Here is a 16,745-nt window from a genome sequence, read left to right as displayed (position 1 = left end):
ATTTACCGTCAGCAGCATGGTGCCTGTACCCAGGTTCTTTACCTTGGTACCGGTCAGCAGGCTTTTGGTCCGCTCTTTTGGTGCCTGGCCCGACCCTGGCTGGCCAAAGCTGTCCGGAAAGTCGTAATCGTCGTAATAGTTTACCATAAGGTAAACAATGTTGGTATTCTCCTCTCCAGCCATGGGATGTGTACGCACAGTATAACCATGTGGGCCTACCGCATTCCGTTCTTCCCACAATGGGCCACTCATTGTGTTTACATAATCATTCTGAATGCTTGCTCGGCTCAAATTATTGTTCTTTTCCAATCCGGTTATCACTACGCGGCCAAAGGCATCGTATTTGGTAAAAAACCATTCGCTGTTACCACGCTGAACGGCATCCTGAGTAAATACCACCTGATCGAGCTTATTATAAACCATAAACTCCCAGCCTTTACCCGGAATTTTTTTCTCCACTACCCTTTTGCGGCCATCGTAATGGTAGCCGTAAATAAACTGGTCGAAAATAGTCTGGGTTTCGTCAAAGCTGCTCAAGGCTTGCCCGTTCTCGTTTATCGCCGGTGGTAGCACATAGCGTAGGTTACCCAAATCATCGTACACATAATAGGTACTCAGGCTTTTGGTATTGGTTTCCCAAACCTTTTTTAATACCACGCGCCCTTCAAAGTCTTTGAACTCTTCGGTAGTACCCATTTTTTCGTCGGTAAATTGCCAGTTCTCATCTTTAACAATGGTTTTGTACAACTTGCCAGGCAGGTAAACCCCGGCTGCTGCCCCATTGTCGGTACCATTTAACGTCCACAGCTTTACCTCATCCTGCGCATTGGTACCATAATCGGTTTTAAGCGTGTGGCCGCCACTAATTTGCCAGTCTGCACCAGGAGCACCCTGCTGTAATACGCGGTTTAACGGCGAGGCTTCGAAAACCGTTTCGGCAAAAGGATAATCAATAACCTTTACCCCCCTGGTTGGTGAGTGATAAAAATCCAGCTGCTCGGTCAGCGCACCTGCACGGTAATTGCCCGTGGTGCCTGTCTGTGCAGCATAAGGCTCGTATTTAAATTGCTCACGGCCAAAAGCATCGTAAGCCACAGGTTGTACAATATCCTTAAAACCCGGGCTTCCTTGTAACTGCACGGTTTGCAAAGGCCTACCCAAGCCATCCAAATACTGGACAGTCTGGTTTTCTTCGCACAAGTTGCGGCTGTTGCCCAAAGTACCATCGGTTACGGGTATTTTAAAACTACGGGTAAGGATGTAGTTCTGGTTAGCACTCGGCGTTGAAGACAGTGGCTGGCAGTTCAAGTAGCTCAAACCCGTGGTAAAAATGCGCACCGAACCGGTGGTCTGGAAACCATCAACCAGCGTTACACTCAAAGGCGCACTGATTTCTGTTTCGCCATTATGCACCGATACCACTTTCTGGCCGAAAGCATGGCCACCAAGCAGCAATAGCACCACAGCACCAATGTATCTGAATTGTTTTTTCATGAGGGCGTTAGTTTTTATAGTGATAGTTGGTTTGTTTTAAAATGTTACCGTTCTGGTCTTTTACCGTTTTTAAGTGCTGAAAGGCATCATACTCATAATAGGTGGTCATGCCTTTGGCATCGGTACTGCTGGTCATCCCAACTAAAGGTTTATAGGTATAACTGGTAATCTGGGCATTGGGTAATCCACTCCTTAAGGGAGCCAAAAAGGCATTTACATCTGGATTAGTTTGTGCACTGAATACATCTACGGCACTTTGACCACCTAAAACAGCAACGATTGCAGAAAGTTCCGCATTTTTGATTTCTGCCACAGGATATTGGGCATTGTAACTCCAAACATAACATGTTTTAGAGCCATTTTCTTTCGAAATAGCTAATGGGTTTCCTTTAGTATCATGATCATGATAGCGCAACCTGAACTCATCATTCCCGGTGATAGTATTTCTCCCTTCTACCGAAGCAGGGGTAAACAAACCTGCGCTGAGCTGGGTATAATTAGTTCGGACTAAATTTGTTTTACCATTTAAACTGGTGCTTTCTTCAATTACAGGTTGAATAACATTTGCGGTTACCATAGCCTGATACACTCCGTTTGGATCTCTGTTTTCGCTCACCATTTCATTTGGATATTTATACAAGCTTACTTTAGTACTTTCATCACTTAAAATGGTTTCAGATTTTGTAATGTTAAGGTGGCTATAATCGTCGTAATATGATTTCTTTGTAATGATTGTTTTGTTCTGATTTTTATCATACAAAGTATCAGCCTCAACCGAAGGGACAACCCAGTAAGAGGCGGTATTGTAATATCTTAAGTTTGCTGTATTTACATAATTTGAAGGAAACCCTAATCCATAACTTGTTACTGGTAATGTGGGAGCTTTTGTTATACCTTGCAAATACCTGGTTTCTTTTAGCGTATATTGATATTCCGTTTTCTTCATAAGATGCCCTGATGCATCAGAAATCACAACTTTATTAAGTTTTCCATTCTTAGGGTTATGTATAACCGGAATATAAGGAAATGAAGAAGAAGATAAGACGTCTTCAGTATTTGTATAATAATATTCAGTCTTTCCGTTCTCTCCATTTTCGCCGTCTAGTTCGGTAACACTATTGTATCCAATCACTCCGGCATTCATAGAAAGATTTGGAACGGGTATAGAGTTTGACATACGTGCTACATACTGAAAGTCATAAAAATTCTGGTGTACAGGATCACTGGCTCCGGTACTCTTAATCCTCATTTCAGTTACGAAAATGGGAAAATCATATCGGATTGGTGTAATAAGCCGGCCATTGGTAGTAGCATCTGCACTATTATATAAATACTTCTTTATGCCTGTAACAGTAGCATTGTTATCCATGTTGGTAATTTTCGCAATTCTTAGACCTCCACCTTTTTTTTGGGACATTAGTGTTCTTGCATCCCAATTAGCCCTTATTGCCATGGTAATACCGTCAATATTCCTGATATCCATCGTATAGTGACCAGGATAAAGTATAAATTCAGCCGTTTGTGGGTTTAAATACTGGCCGGAAGGCTGCATACTTGTTTCTGAAAACTGGTAAATCTGGTTTCCGTCCTTATAAATGTGTGCATAATCGCCAACATAGGTAATATCGCCAGATTTTTTGAAGGTAGTAGTAAAGCTTACCACAGGTGTATCAATAGTAGCAATATCAAAACTAATGGTGTATCTGTTCAAAATTGAATTGGCTAATGCTGATTGAGCAGCGTAGGTATACTGATCCTCTCCTTTAAGATTACCATATTCGTTCAGCTCGTAATTAAAAATAGTAGAACCACCTGTTGGATAGCTAATTGACGAAAGCGTACCTTTTACCATATTGGCATCTGTCTGATCGGCACTCCGGTCTGCACCTTTCCAAAATTTCTGAACTCCGGGAACCACTTTGGCCGGAAGCAGGGTGTTGTTTTGCGTCTTTCCATTGTAATACCCCCAATGATCGATCGCCTTGGTATATTTATAAGGCAAATCACCGGCATTATAATAATTGAAAGCATAAGGAGGCCTTACTTGTCCATCTGCTCCTGTCTCCACAACAGCATCTAATTTCAGCCTCCTTTTGTTTGTATAATCATTATTTAAAGCTGTTGAAACACTTGAAATGAAATTACTGTAACTAAGATTATACTTTTTCAACTGGTTATTGTTTAAATCCTTAACAATAATTTCAGAGAGTTTCTGTGGTTTATTTGTACCCATGTATTCCACATCATCCCTATCTGTTGTATTGAACTCTATACTGCCACCTGAAAAATTAATCTGCTTAAGATAAACTTCTAGTGTTACTTGCTTAGAACTGTTATTCTGACGATAAACAGCGCTCAGTGTAGGAGGAGAGTATCTGGGATCGTTAGTCGGAAAAGCACGATTATCCATTGTCAATACATCATATTCACTCTCAGAATTACTTGTAAGACTAACACTTTGCACCTGTACTTGCGATTGATAGACAAAACTAATGGTTTCGCCATTTGGCGCAACAACGCTATCCAGATACCAGGATGTGGTAATAAACGGATTACTAACGGTATAATTGTCAAACGTGCCAATCTGGGCATCATTTGGTTGTTCGGATGAACTCCGGTAATCTTGCGTACGCTCTCTGGTATTAAAATAATATTTAAAGCCCGATGCATCGGTAACCACCCAATTATCCGTGGCCTGAAGATACTGCATCCTTAAATTATTCTTCTCGTCTTTGTAAACCGCAGAACCATCAACCAGTTTTGTCAGCACGAATTTCCCTGAATAATTATTAAAGTTATAATTAAAGAAATCGGGATCTGCGTCAATCGCCCCCTGGTCGAAATAATACAAATAATTTTGATAAGGCGTACTCAGATTATAAAAATCAGTAGACAAAACAGTATGCTTATCTGGTAATGCATCGGCATTGTAATATCCGGCAGCAGTACTAGCAGTACCAAATAAATCATCACTTCCGCGAACAGTTTTAGTAATAACCCCACCAGCAGATAAAGACCAACCCAAGCCAACCCAGCTGGCATTATCAGCGGGGCGTACACCAGTAGAAAAATAACTCAATTTGATTGGCAGTGTATGGCTGGCAGTTTTAATTTCATATAGGGGCACCGTTACCCCTACTGTACCATTGTAATAATTAACAGGATTATTGCCATACACACCAAGTGATGCCGCTGTTGGTGAAGGTTGAATTACTTTCATCGGATCGAACGGCTGCTGGCCGTAACTTAGATGACTAAAAAAAAGAAGTCCGACGGTGAATGCGTTAATAAAGACTTTTAGGTAGTTCATTCTTTTTTAATTTATTGTTATCAAAAGCTGGTTAATTTGTAAGTTATATTGATACGTGATTTTCAGATTCTTTAAAAACTACTACTCATCTGGAACATGGGCAGGTACATCGCAATCAGGATTACCCCGACTACTAGTCCCAGAAAGATGATGATTAAAGGTTCCAGCAAGCCGCTAATGGCGTTGGTTTTGTATTCTACCTCTTCGGTATATTGTTCGGCCAGTTGTTCAAAAAAGTATTCGAGCCGGTTTACCTCTTCGGCAATTTTAATCATCTGGATAAATTTGGCCGGATAAAAGGTGTATTTGGCCAGGGCCGATGAAAGACTACTCCCCAGCAGAATATCCTTTTCGGCCAGGCGGAGCGAATTTTCCACCGGATAAAAAGTGATCATTTGCCGCACCAGCTCTAAAGCCTGTAGCAATGGGGTATTGGTTTCGGTAAGCAGGCGCATGGTATTGGCAAAACGGGCCAGGTAAACTTTCCGGGTAATTTCGCCTACAACCGGGACGCGGAGCAAGAGTAGCGCAGCTCCTTTTTTAAACCAAAATTTATTGCGGTTAACGAAATAAAGCACAACCAGTGCCATCACCGTAAAAAGCATGAGGTAGATGTACCGATCGAACCAGTCAGAAAAACTTACGATAACCGAAGTGATATAAGGCAGCTTGCCACCAAAGCGTTTAAACACATCGGCAAACATGGGCACCACAAACTTGATCATAAAAAATACCGCGGCAAAAGAGGTAAACAGTACCAGTAAGGGATAGGTAATGGCGCCTATAATTTTACGTTGCTGGCTGATTTTAGCTTTGTAGTATTTGGCCAGCTCGCCCAATACCTCGCCCAGTTTACCCGTTTCTTCGCCAATTTTAACGCTGTAATATTCGTATGGACTGAATTTCGATTCCGCCTGCATGGTTTCGGACAACGATTTACCCGCTATTACCTGCCTTTGCACAGCAGCAAAAAGCTCCACATCCTTTTTCTGGTTATACGAACCTGCAGTAAGCTCCAGCGCCGAACGAATATCTATACCCGAACGGATAAGCGTACCGAGTTCGTTGTAAAAACCTTCCTTTTTCTTATCAGAGAATTTACCCTTGCTAAACGAAATGTCTTTGCTCAGAAAATCAAATGGCCCGCCCCCTTCCTTCTGCTGGGGAGCGCTACTTTTTTTCTGGTATTTTGAAATATCTATTGATGGCATGTTAATGAAGTAAATCGTGGGCGCTGTAAAGTTTGGTTAAGGCAAGCGGAATTGCAGGTTGTTTTTCTACCTGCAACATGAAATTAACATGGTCAACGGTATCCAGCTCAACGGCTTCCCTGCCCTCAAAAAGAAAATGAGTTTGTACGGTGCTTAAATGAAAGCTATCCGTGCGTAAATCTTTTACTTTTCTCAACACTGCTTTTTCTGCAAAATGATAAGATATGCCTAGGCTGTCGCCTAAGATATCGATCCCATCGGTGCTCCTGACCAGGTAACGCCCCTTTAAAATATCTTTTTCCATCGTTCTGCGCAAGGTTAATACTTCCTCGGCCGCAGCATTCCTTTTCTGGAAAGCCTGAAAATAATCGCCCACTATACCATAGGCGGTATAGCAGATACTGATGCATACTGCTGCCAAAAGCATAGCGATGGCCACTTCCATCAGGGTATAAGCCTCAATCCGTTGCGTTTTCATTGCTCTTTTTTAAAAGGAACCTGATACTACCAGCCTGCGCCCCATTATCGGTTGCCTTAATTTCTAAAATATCCATACCGCCGTTCACCTGTTTCAGTGTACTGCATTCGTAATCAATGCTATCAATTAGCTGATGACCGCTTTCTATTTTGCCGTTTTTAATGGCTTGCTGCCTGAGCAATTCGAGTTGCTGGTTTACGCGCACTTTACGCATCGAAACCCCACTCCTGAGCACGTTAGAAAACAGCCCCATCGCAATCGAAAAAACCACCATAATAATAACCATGGCAATCAGCACTTCAATCAGTGTAGATCCAGATAATCGCTTTCCCTTTAATTTTCCCATCTCAGTATTTTCTTATTTTCCGAAACACCTGTAAATATGGCCGAGCTGAGGTACATCCGGTTTCGGGCCTTTCTGTTTAAAACCACATCAATTAAAAAATTTTCGTAAAGGGTTGCAGGTGTTTGCATGATGAAGCGGTTGCAGGAAACCTTCCCGGCTACCTTTACTTTTTTATCGAGCTTAAGCAAGCCCGTTGCATAAACCTCCCCTTGCACGGTGGTTTGTTCGCCCAGGCTTACCAGCGTTTGCAAAGCCGACCTTCTAGGCTCGTAACTGAAAATAATACCTTCGAAGCGGTTATTTTTCCCCAGCGTAACCTTAGCCTGATCAACCATTTTTTCTTTACTCACCAGTCCTAATACCGATGGATAGCTCAGCGTTACACCGTTGCCAACAGTAATCGAATCGCGCGCAAAAAGCTGGCAGTTGCCTTTAAAGCCATCGGCCACCACAATGCTTTGAGCATAAATAATGGTATTATCGAGTTTAGCCATGGCCGAAACCTTCACCGTGGTATCAGAATACAGTATAACCTGACCTGAAAGCTGGGCAGTAAGCTGGCTCAGGCCCGATACATTAAACTTCTTAGCAGCATCGAAAAAAGAAACCTGTTCATCTCCTCCATTTAAAGTAAAGAGCCGCACCGGATCAAAATCAAGCTCCGATTCTATTTCCTTAATCCACTTACTTTCTAGTCCCCCCAATGTTCGTTTACTGTCGCTGATTTTACCATAAACCAGCTGATCACCAGAGTATGGCCGGCTATCTACATAGGATTTGCGCATACCTGCCTTGGGCACTTCTACATTACCCGTAATGCGGGTATCGCCACTAACCGATAAAGGCCGGTCTTCATCGCTGAGGTACATAGCAACGGCATCACTAGTGGTTTCTTGCCCCATTAAAAAAACCTGTTTAAGGGTATCACTCAGTACAAAACTTTTAACCGTAGCCAGGTTAAAAATGCCCCAATGTTTTTGCTCAATTAATACACTATCGGTTTGGTCGCCAAAAAGATCTAAAGCAAGGCTGTTTTGCTCCCTATTTTCACTTTCTGCAAGTACATAAGCTATACCCGAATCCATATTCCGGCTGAGCCGGGCCATACGCACTTCTTTGAGGTAACTGCCCCGATAATGTGAAGCCAGCATAATCAGCGAGGCACAAATTACCGCGATGATAAAAGCTACAATAATCGAAAAATATAAGGCACCTGCTTTAAGCATATTTGGGGTTAACGGGTTAATTGCTTCAATCGTTAAATGATCATTCGTTCATTATTACTTTCAAATTGACTATTGGTCAGTGGTTCATTAGCAAACTAAAAACAGCCACTAAAAACTGCCAACTGAGAACTGTTCACTATTTAACCTTCTTCTTCAGTTCATCAATTTCTTTCTGCTGCTTGATAATGTAAAGCGTTAATTCTTCAACCTTTTGCAGCAATTTGGTTTGCAATTCGCTCACACCAACCCCCTCCTGCTGCATGGTTTTGGCAGTAGGTATTTCGGGCAGGTGCCGATTTTGCTTCACAAACTTTTCGAGATCGGCAATGGGCCGTAATGGGTAACCACTTTCGAAAACAAAATCGGCTCCGGTAGTATTCACTACGATTTCGTTGGCGCGCACTTTACCATTCACATCTACTTTATAAGCCGCATTAGCCTGCGTTGTTTTTCCAATCAGCAGGTTACCGCCATCTGTAAGCTGCATAACTGGATCGACCACAAACGCAGCACCGACTGTTTCTTCACTTGCACTTTTGGTATAAAACTTAATCCCACCGAAACTGAAATTATCGCCCAGCACAATCGCATTCCTCGACATATTTTGATAAGCATATACCAGCCCTGCGACTGTATTACTCGGCTTTAAACCATGCGCCAATACCAAGCCCGCTGAAGAGTACATGCTCCCTAAAGTATTATACTCGCTGGAACCTACAATACCGAAACCCAAATAATTCCCCCCAGTAGGGTTTTCCAGGTTGATATTACCACTAACCGAAAGCCTTTGGGTAGGATTTGCAGTTCCAACACCCGTGTTTCCGCTACTCAGCACGGTTAACTTCGGATTATTGTAATCACCATTGGCAACCATCCACTGCCCATCCAGTAAATTCCCGAAAAACCAATTGTTGGTACCATCAGCAAGCCTGGTTTGTATACCCTGGGTGTAACCTCCATCATTGGTATTTCTTTGTAAATAAAGGGTCGGTGAATAATCGTATACCACCGGACTTCCAGCCGTTGGGTAATTGTTATTTTGGGCAAAGCCTGATAAAGCTGTTATTACCAGAGGTAAAACAAGTAGTTTTTTCTTCATTGATTTTATTTATTTATTTCCTGCAAGTTTTTTAAGCAAAGCCTCCATTTCTTTTTGTTTAGCCACGATACTGCGCAATTCCTTATCTTTTTCAATCAAATGCAAGGTTAATTCCTCAATCTTTTTCTGCTGTAACTTAACCACCTCACCCAACACTAAACCATTTGTTTCAATCTCTTTGGCAGCCGGCATTTCTGGCAGACGTTTATTCGCCTTGATATAACTTTCCAACTCTCCCAGGGTTCCAACCTTATACCCTTCCTCAAAAACATAATCCGGCCAGCCAGTGGTTTCGACTTTGATTTCTTTAGCGCGGATTTTACCATTAACAGCTAACCTCTCGTTAGGGCTTGTTGTACCGATACCCACATTGCCATTTTGGCCATTTAAAAATAACCTACTGGTTAACTGCGATTGTTCATCACGGCTCCTGAAATTAAAACTACCATAATTTGTACCAGCCGTATTGGAATAGAGGTTATCAAAATAGGTATTCGCATCAGCCGTGTAATAATAAATATTTGAACCAGCAGAAGTACTGTTTTGATAACGCATCCAAAGCCCAGGCCTTTGCCCATCTGCGGTAGATTGGATATCAACAGTAGCATTATCACCCCTCACGGTTAGTATATTATCAGGATTTGCGGTGCCGATGCCAACATTTTTGTTCGGCAATATTTTTAATGCAGTATTATTTCCTCCCCGCCAATTAAATTCAATGGGAAGCCTATTCCCACTGACATCAAGCGGGCCCTCAATCATTAAACCTCGAGGATATTCGGAATAAATAGCAGTTTGCTGGTAGGTAGAACCATCAAGTCCTCCCCCCCAAATGCTTATTGGCGAATTTTGGGCGAAGCTGGTGTAAACCGCAAATAAGGGTAAGAACAGCGTTAATCTAATTAGGTATTTCATTTTTATAAGTATCTATGTTACTAATGGGTTTTATTTAGCTGCTGGAGTAGCAGATTTAGTTTTTGATCAAGTTCGTTTACTTTTGCTTCCATTTTTTTAAGCTTGCCAATTTCCTTATCCTTTTCAATCAGGTGCAAAGTAAGTTCTTCAATCTTTTTCTGTTGTAACTTAACCACCTCTCCCAATACTAAACCATTCTCTTCTATATCCCTGGCAGCTGGCATTTCGGGCAAATGCTTATTTGCCTTAATGTAACTTTCCAACGCTTCCAACGTTCCAACTTTATAACCTTCCTCAAATACATAATCGGGCCAGTTTGATCTTAATTTGATATTTAACTCTTCTGCTATTATCTTTCCGGCTACAGCAAGCTTGTAATCAGCAGGTGGAGGTGTGTCGGTTCCGATACTCAATTTACCTTGTATAGTTATATTCGATTGCTGTGGCACCTCTCTAATTTCCGTGGTACTTTCTGAAGGCATTTCACCCAAAGCAAAACTCCAACCAGAATAATAAGCGGGGAAGTCTTTCTGATCTGTAGCAGATATTGTATAGTTGCTCCAATAAACTCCTCCATTAGATAACTCAACCCGAATACAAGTAACACCATTGCTATTAATGTATTTCCCGAGCCGAATCCTTGCTGGTTTGGCATAACCGAGTTGACTATGATATTGAGTCCAATAAAAACTACTCTGATAATGATACCAACCTATTGTAATATCAAGGGCCTTATTTGAATTTCCATACATATAGCCGGTTATATGCAATTGCGGAGCTGGATTATCTGTTGCCGGAATATTCGTATTAATGTAAAAAAATGCCGGACTACTTTCTAGAGCATTTATCTTTAAAATCCCTGGATAACTACCATTTTGCCCAAATGAAAAACTCCATAAGAGCGTAAGTAAACCGAATAACATTAGTTTTTTCATATCTTATTTTTTGTTTTTATATCATTCATTTCTCTCCTCATTTTGGAGCAGGCTTTTTTTAATTGTTTGTTTTCTTTCTCTATCTTGATTAGATGGAGAGTAAGTTCTTCCTGATTTTTCAGCAATTGTTTAACCATTTCGCCTAATTCCAAACCATCTGTTTCAATCTGCTTTGCTGTTTGCATACCAGGCAAATGCTTATTTGCCTTAATGTAACTTTCCAACTTTTCTAACGTTCCAACCTTGTAACCTTCCTCAAAAACATAATCGGGCCAGTTAGTGGCTTCTACTTTTATTTCTTTCGCACGGATTTTGCCGTTTACTGCTAACTTTTCGGTTGGATTAGTTGTACCAATTCCCATATCTCCATTAGATTTAATGGTAACGGCCTCTACCTTTGCAGAATAGGATTTGGTATAAAAACTTAAAGAGCCTTCTACATTACCCGTACTTCCATTCAATAATCTTGCCTGTACCCCACCTATCTCGGTTGTAGTACCATCATCAACAAGATTCCTGAAAATAACTCCTGCACCTTTATAGTATTCTACAGTATTTTTGGTCAAACCCAGTTGATCATAATTTGTACCAGTAGATACTTCTAATTTGGTGGTAGGTGCAGTAGTACCAATACCAGTGTAACCACCAGCCAAAACACTTAGCCGTTCAGCTCCACCTGTATAAACCGCCAATCTTTGATTGGGTGTACCATTTGTTTTTCCTGCTAATAAATAACTCGTGCCTGCCTGTTGATATAACTGAATATTGTTACCCGAGCTAGCTTCCTGAACAATAATTGCATTTTCTACATTTTTTACTGTCGTATAACCTCTTTCGGTAACTGTTTGTAAGGTTTCTTGTGCATTTACAATACAAGCCGTTGTTATAAATGCACCTGTAAATATGATTTTCTTCATTAGATACTAATTTGATATGGTAGTATTTTTTTTCATCAGCTCCTCGATTTTTGTAACCCGATCATCCAACGACTTATTTTTATCTTTTTCCTTACGAAGTTCCTTGTCCTTTTCAATCAGGTGCAGCGTAAGCTCCTCAATCTTTTTCTGCTGTAACTTAACCACCTCACCCAACACTAAACCATTCGTTTCTATCTCTTTGGCTGCTGGCATTTCGGGCAAATGTTTATTCGCCTTAATGTAACTTTCCAACGCTTCCAACGTTCCAACTTTGTACCCTTCCTCAAAAACATAATCAGGCCAGTTGCTTGCTTCTACCTTAATTTCTTTTGCACGGATTTTGCCATTAACCGCTAACTTTTCGGTTGGATTGGCAGTCCCAATGCCAACGTTACCACTTTGTGTAATCCGCATTTTTTCACTATTCTCAACGGGTTGTTCAGTATTTAAATCGCCGTTAACAGCCGTATGAAAAGTAATGCCATGATAATAGTTTAACGAAACAAAAGAACCGGCATCGGCTATACTACGTATTTTCTTTACCGTATTAGTTGTCGAACCTGCCACTACATTATTCCCCAGAATGGTTGATGCTCCGCTAAAAGTTTCGGATAAAGAAGCATAGCTGATCAAGTAACTATTTGTCCTATTTGCAAGTAAAATATTACCGTTTACAGTTAACTTTTCAGTTGGTATACTGCTTTGGCCAATACTAAAATTCTCATTACTCACCAAAAAGGATCGCCAGGCTCCCCAACCTGATTAATTAAACCCAGAGCGAAGAAAAACATCACTTCCATCACCAAAGGCTAATTCATGCGCTCGCCCTCCAGTATCATCAGACCAACCCCTTATCCCCAATATGGTGTGGTAAATACCAGTCGAAAGGCCAAGCACTGTTGTTTCTTTAAAATGTGCCTCTACCGAACGGCTATAAGAGCCGGGTGTTGTTGAGGTGGCTCTTGTATCCTGTATGGTTAATGAAGTTTGGGCCAGCAAAAACTTTGTTGCTAAGCATAGTAATGCTGTTATGGTATATCTTTTCATGCCATTATTTTTTTATTTTCATTAAAGCCTCTAACCTCAAAATTCTGTCTTCCTGCGATTGGTTTTTCTCTTTCTCTTGTTTCAGCTCCTTGTCCTTTTCAATTAAATGCAGGGTAAGCTCTTCTACTTTCTGCAGCAGTTTTATATTCAACTCGCCCAGGTTAACACCATCTTTTACCATTTGCTGGGCAGTTGGTATTTCGGGAAGGTGTTTATTGGTTTTTACAAATTGTTCGAGCTCAGCTAAAGCAGGGAGTTTATAATCGGGTTCGAATACAAAATCGGCTCCTGCATTTACGCTTACCTTTATTTCTCTGGCAGCTACTTTACCTCCTACTGTTAATTTCGTATCGGTCTCGATTTTGTTGGTACCAATGGCCATGGGTTCGAGCGTAAATTTGTAATCGCGGCTTTGGTTATTGGCCAATACCTGTGGAGTAGTAATTTGTATAGCAGCGGTGTTAACCGATGTTACCGACAAACCGTTTATGTTTACGATCACTGAATTGGCCGTACTTACCAAATGGTATAGTGGGAGAATGAGGTGGTTAGCTGCATCGATCTGTAACTCGCCCAATTTCCATTGCGCAGCCACAGGACCAAATGCGGCTAAAACTTCCGAAGTATTAGAATGAAACACCGAGCCTCCATTTCTGCCAATGTCGTACCGTTTGCGATAACAGCCCGTTGTGTTTTGGTGACTAAAGCCGCCACTTAGAGTTACCTCCATATAGCCCCATATTGTGGCGTCACCAAAATCGATATAGGACACTAAACCGGTAACTTCATTGGCAAATTGAGCAGAATGTCCATTCCATTTAAAAGTATAATCCTGTGCATGGCTTTTTGAGGAAATCAGTACCCCTGAAAAACATAGAATAAGATATATGAATCTTTTCATACTATTTCTTTTTTGCCAACTTTAGTTTTTTCAGTTCTTGTTCCTGTACTGCAACCTTTTGAGCTAGTTTTTGTAATTGCTTATGCTGGTCGATTAGCAAGAGCGTAAGTTCTTCCTGTTTTTTCAGCAGCAGTTTATTCATTTCTCCCAACTCTACCCCATTTGCTTCTACTTCTTTGGCGCTTGGCATTTCCGGCAAGTGTTTATTTGCTTTAATGTAACTTTCCAACTTTTCTAACGTTCCAACATCGTAACCAGCTTCAAAAACATAATCTGGCCAGTTGGCAGCTTCTACTTTTATTTCACGTGCCCTGATTTTACCGTTCACCGCAAGTTTTTCATTTGGAGTCAAAGTACCTATCCCTACACTACCACCGGTCGTTAAGGTCATTACATCATTCCAGTAACCAGCAGTAAAAGTGAGGTTATGATCGCTTTCTGTTCCGATTTTAGCGTTATAACCTACATGAGCATACATTCCTAGCTTAACGCCGTTACTTTCAGTAACTAATAATTTGGCATGCTGATTTCCATTTACCTGAAGTACTTTATTCCATCCTTGAGGATTAGTAATACCCCCAGAACCAATTACCACATTACCATCGTTTAAAATGCCAACTGCCGGAGAAACTGCCGATACATCTTCTGATGAAGCATTTACCCAGAAGAACAGGCCGTTGCTATAATCGTAACCGACAGCTCCATATTTATTATTTGCACTGTTAAAAACCTGCGCAGGGTAGGTTGCTTGCAAAAGCGAAGTTCTCCTCCATCCATGGGTCATTGCTGTACCACCCGAAACATGAAAAGGAGCCAGCGGGCTTGTTGTGGCTACTCCTACGTAACCACTATTTGGATCGGTATATACCTGGGCAAATACTGTTACAGAACACAGCAATAAAAACAAGGAGAATTTAATTTTTTTCATTATAGAATTATTTATGTGCAGTTAGTTTTTTAAGCAGTGTTTCCATTTCTTTTTGTCTGGTTTCAACCTGCAGCAAGCGTTTATTCGAATTTTGCAGATTTTTATCTTTATCAATCAGGTGCAGGGTAAGTTCCTCTACTTTTTTTAGCAATAACTTATTCATTTCGCCCAATTCTACCCCGTTTATTTCTACTTCTTTCGCACTGGGCATTTCGGGCAGGTGTTTATTCGCTTTAATGTAACTCTCCAACGCTTCCAATGTTCCAACCTGATAACCTTCCTCAAAAACATAATCGGGCCAGTTACCGGCCTCTACCTTAATTTCGTGCGCGCGGATTTTGCCGTTTACCGATAACTTTTCTCTTGGGGTGGCTGTACCAATCCCCATATCTCCTTGCGGATTGATGGTAACGGCCTCTACTTTAGAAGAATTATATTTGGTATACAGGCTTAAAGAACCGGCTACCAAACCTGTACCACCATGCAACAATTTAGCCTGTATACCGGCAATTTCTGGTATACTACCATCATTCACCGCATTCTTAAAAACAATGCCGGCGCCTTTATCTCCTTCGAGCGTATTTTTAGTTAAACTTAATTGATTGTAATTTGCACCAGAAGTTACTTCTAATCTGCTTGCTGGCGCATTGGTACCAATACCTACATTTCCGTTTTGCAGAAAGGACATGTAAGTTTCGTTATAATCTCTGCCGATCCAACCATAGTTCATAGTCGATACTCCATTATTAATTTCGCCCATTACGCCTAAGCCAAGGAAATTTGTGCTATTATCCTGATTGGCAATATAATAACCTCTTGCATAGGCAGATGTTAACCCCGGAAAATTAACCTTAATACGTACGCCGTAGGCAGGATCTCCTAGTCCTGTTAAAACATTGGCATCTTGCGAGTAGGCCATAAATGCGAAAGAAATGGCAAAAAAGGTGAGCGTAATTTTCTTCATTATTTTTTATACAAAAGTTTTTTAAGTTTTTCTATTTCGTTTTGCTGCTTCTGCTGGTTGCTTTCATACCCGGCTATACGTTTATTCTGCTCAATAAGGTAGAGCGTAAGTTCTTCTACTTTCTGTAATAATTTGGTTTGCATTTCGCTCACACCCAGCCCATTTTCCTGCATGGCTTTGGCGCTTGGCACTTCGGGCAGGTGTTTGTTTTGTTTCACAAAAGCTTCTACATCTTTCAGGCTACGTAGTTTGTAATCATTTTCAAATACGAAATCGGCTCCAGTGGTATTCACCACAATTTCGTTAGCTCTGGCTTTGCCGTTTACATCGAGCATATACGCTGTGTTGGTTTGGCTTGTTTTACCGATGAGGACATTACCATTGTCGCTGATCGTAAATTTAGGCCCCATAACAGAATTGTCTTGATTATAGTTCCAAAATTGTAATGAGTTACCGTACGAGCCTGTCATATTATATAAAATCCAGCGGTAACCTGCGGCATTTGCATTTTTTGATGGGTTTTCGAGTATAAGTGAAGGGCCTTCATTTGAGCCTACGCTGGCAAAAATATTACCTGCAACAGATAACCTTTGGTTTGGGCTGGTGATGCCGATACCAACATATCCTGAACTTACCCGCAACCCTCCGCCCATAATATCAACATAGCTCTTTTGGGATCCTGCTCCCGGATCTAAAATAATTCCCGTATCCCATTGAAGCTTCATTTGTTGGTATGCTGGTGCAAGCCAGGCACCGGCCGTACGGTAAATCCCATAACTTAAAGGTGCCCCGCTAAACCAGGTTAAGCCGCTTGGCATATCAGATTCGCTTACCTCGTTAAAACTAATTTTAGCCGCCGGATTTGTGGTACCAATTCCGACGTTACCCGTAGCAGGAAACACATTGTTATTTTGAGCCGACACAATTCCAAAGCAGGCGCTAAGGAAAACAAGAGCAAGAATTTTCTTCATATT

Annotated in this window: 16 protein-coding genes; all 16 read right to left on the bottom strand. The window is 41.2% G+C overall.

All coding sequences use genetic code 11. The features are described 5' to 3' along the window. Positions 1 to 1,494: DUF6443 domain-containing protein (locus tag DBR40_RS01065; protein WP_233603748.1), on the bottom strand; the 1,494-nt coding region annotated here is incomplete at its 3' end. A 7-nt stretch (positions 1,495 to 1,501) separates the two neighbouring features. Further along, complete coding sequence (locus tag DBR40_RS01060) at positions 1,502 to 4,804, bottom strand: hypothetical protein (protein WP_124557956.1); 3,303 nt, start codon at positions 4,802 to 4,804, stop codon at positions 1,502 to 1,504. 71 nt (positions 4,805 to 4,875) lie between these two features. Further along, the gene (locus tag DBR40_RS01055; protein WP_124557955.1) at positions 4,876 to 6,015 is read right to left on the bottom strand and encodes a type II secretion system F family protein; all 1,140 of its coding nucleotides are present in this window, start codon (positions 6,013 to 6,015) and stop codon (positions 4,876 to 4,878) included. 1 nt (position 6,016) lies between these two features. Next, complete coding sequence (locus DBR40_RS01050) at positions 6,017 to 6,493, bottom strand: hypothetical protein (RefSeq protein ID WP_124557954.1); 477 nt, start codon at positions 6,491 to 6,493, stop codon at positions 6,017 to 6,019. Then, positions 6,474 to 6,839 carry a type II secretion system protein J gene (locus DBR40_RS01045; RefSeq protein ID WP_124557953.1) on the bottom strand — a complete coding sequence of 122 codons (366 nt, stop codon included), beginning with the start codon at positions 6,837 to 6,839 and terminating at the stop codon, positions 6,474 to 6,476. The genes DBR40_RS01050 and DBR40_RS01045 overlap by 20 nt, the downstream gene beginning before the upstream one ends. Continuing rightward, positions 6,827 to 8,065, bottom strand: coding sequence for a polymer-forming cytoskeletal protein (locus DBR40_RS01040; protein WP_124557952.1), 1,239 nt, complete (start codon positions 8,063 to 8,065; stop codon positions 6,827 to 6,829). The genes DBR40_RS01045 and DBR40_RS01040 overlap by 13 nt, the downstream gene beginning before the upstream one ends. A 136-nt stretch (positions 8,066 to 8,201) precedes the next feature. Next, a complete protein-coding gene (locus DBR40_RS01035) occupies positions 8,202 to 9,164 on the bottom strand; it encodes a hypothetical protein (protein WP_124557951.1) in 963 nt (320 codons plus the stop codon). 9 nt (positions 9,165 to 9,173) lie between these two features. Beyond that, positions 9,174 to 10,079 carry a hypothetical protein gene (locus DBR40_RS26805; protein ID WP_199748251.1) on the bottom strand — a complete coding sequence of 302 codons (906 nt, stop codon included), beginning with the start codon at positions 10,077 to 10,079 and terminating at the stop codon, positions 9,174 to 9,176. Between the two features lie 20 nt (positions 10,080 to 10,099). Beyond that, on the bottom strand, positions 10,100 to 11,014 hold the full coding sequence (locus DBR40_RS01025; protein ID WP_124557950.1) for a hypothetical protein: 915 nt from the start codon (positions 11,012 to 11,014) through the stop codon (positions 10,100 to 10,102). After that, entirely contained in the window at positions 11,011 to 11,931 is a 921-nt protein-coding gene (locus tag DBR40_RS01020) for a hypothetical protein (protein WP_124557949.1), read from the bottom strand. Before DBR40_RS01020 ends, DBR40_RS01025 begins: the two co-directional genes overlap by 4 nt. A gap of 6 nt (positions 11,932 to 11,937) precedes the next feature. Next, entirely contained in the window at positions 11,938 to 12,663 is a 726-nt protein-coding gene (locus DBR40_RS01015) for a hypothetical protein (RefSeq protein WP_124557948.1), read from the bottom strand. Between the two features lie 30 nt (positions 12,664 to 12,693). After that, a complete protein-coding gene (locus DBR40_RS01010) occupies positions 12,694 to 12,978 on the bottom strand; it encodes a hypothetical protein (protein WP_124557947.1) in 285 nt (94 codons plus the stop codon). Positions 12,979 to 12,982: 4 nt separating this feature from the next. Then, the gene (locus DBR40_RS01005) at positions 12,983 to 13,879 is read right to left on the bottom strand and encodes a hypothetical protein (RefSeq protein ID WP_124557946.1); all 897 of its coding nucleotides are present in this window, start codon (positions 13,877 to 13,879) and stop codon (positions 12,983 to 12,985) included. A 1-nt stretch (position 13,880) separates the two neighbouring features. Further along, positions 13,881 to 14,807: a hypothetical protein gene (locus DBR40_RS01000; RefSeq protein WP_124557945.1), complete on the bottom strand. Its 927-nt coding sequence runs from the start codon at positions 14,805 to 14,807 to the stop codon at positions 13,881 to 13,883. A gap of 7 nt (positions 14,808 to 14,814) precedes the next feature. Further along, a complete protein-coding gene (locus DBR40_RS00995) occupies positions 14,815 to 15,771 on the bottom strand; it encodes a hypothetical protein (protein ID WP_124557944.1) in 957 nt (318 codons plus the stop codon). Beyond that, positions 15,771 to 16,742 carry a hypothetical protein gene (locus tag DBR40_RS00990; RefSeq protein WP_124557943.1) on the bottom strand — a complete coding sequence of 324 codons (972 nt, stop codon included), beginning with the start codon at positions 16,740 to 16,742 and terminating at the stop codon, positions 15,771 to 15,773. The genes DBR40_RS00995 and DBR40_RS00990 overlap by 1 nt, the downstream gene beginning before the upstream one ends. Between the last annotated feature and the right edge of the window lie 3 nt (positions 16,743 to 16,745).

The organism is Pedobacter sp. KBW01 (genome assembly GCF_003852395.1).
Taxonomy (GTDB): domain Bacteria; phylum Bacteroidota; class Bacteroidia; order Sphingobacteriales; family Sphingobacteriaceae; genus Pedobacter.
Note: the sequence above shows the minus strand (reverse complement) of the source record. Positions and strands in the feature narration are given on the sequence as shown.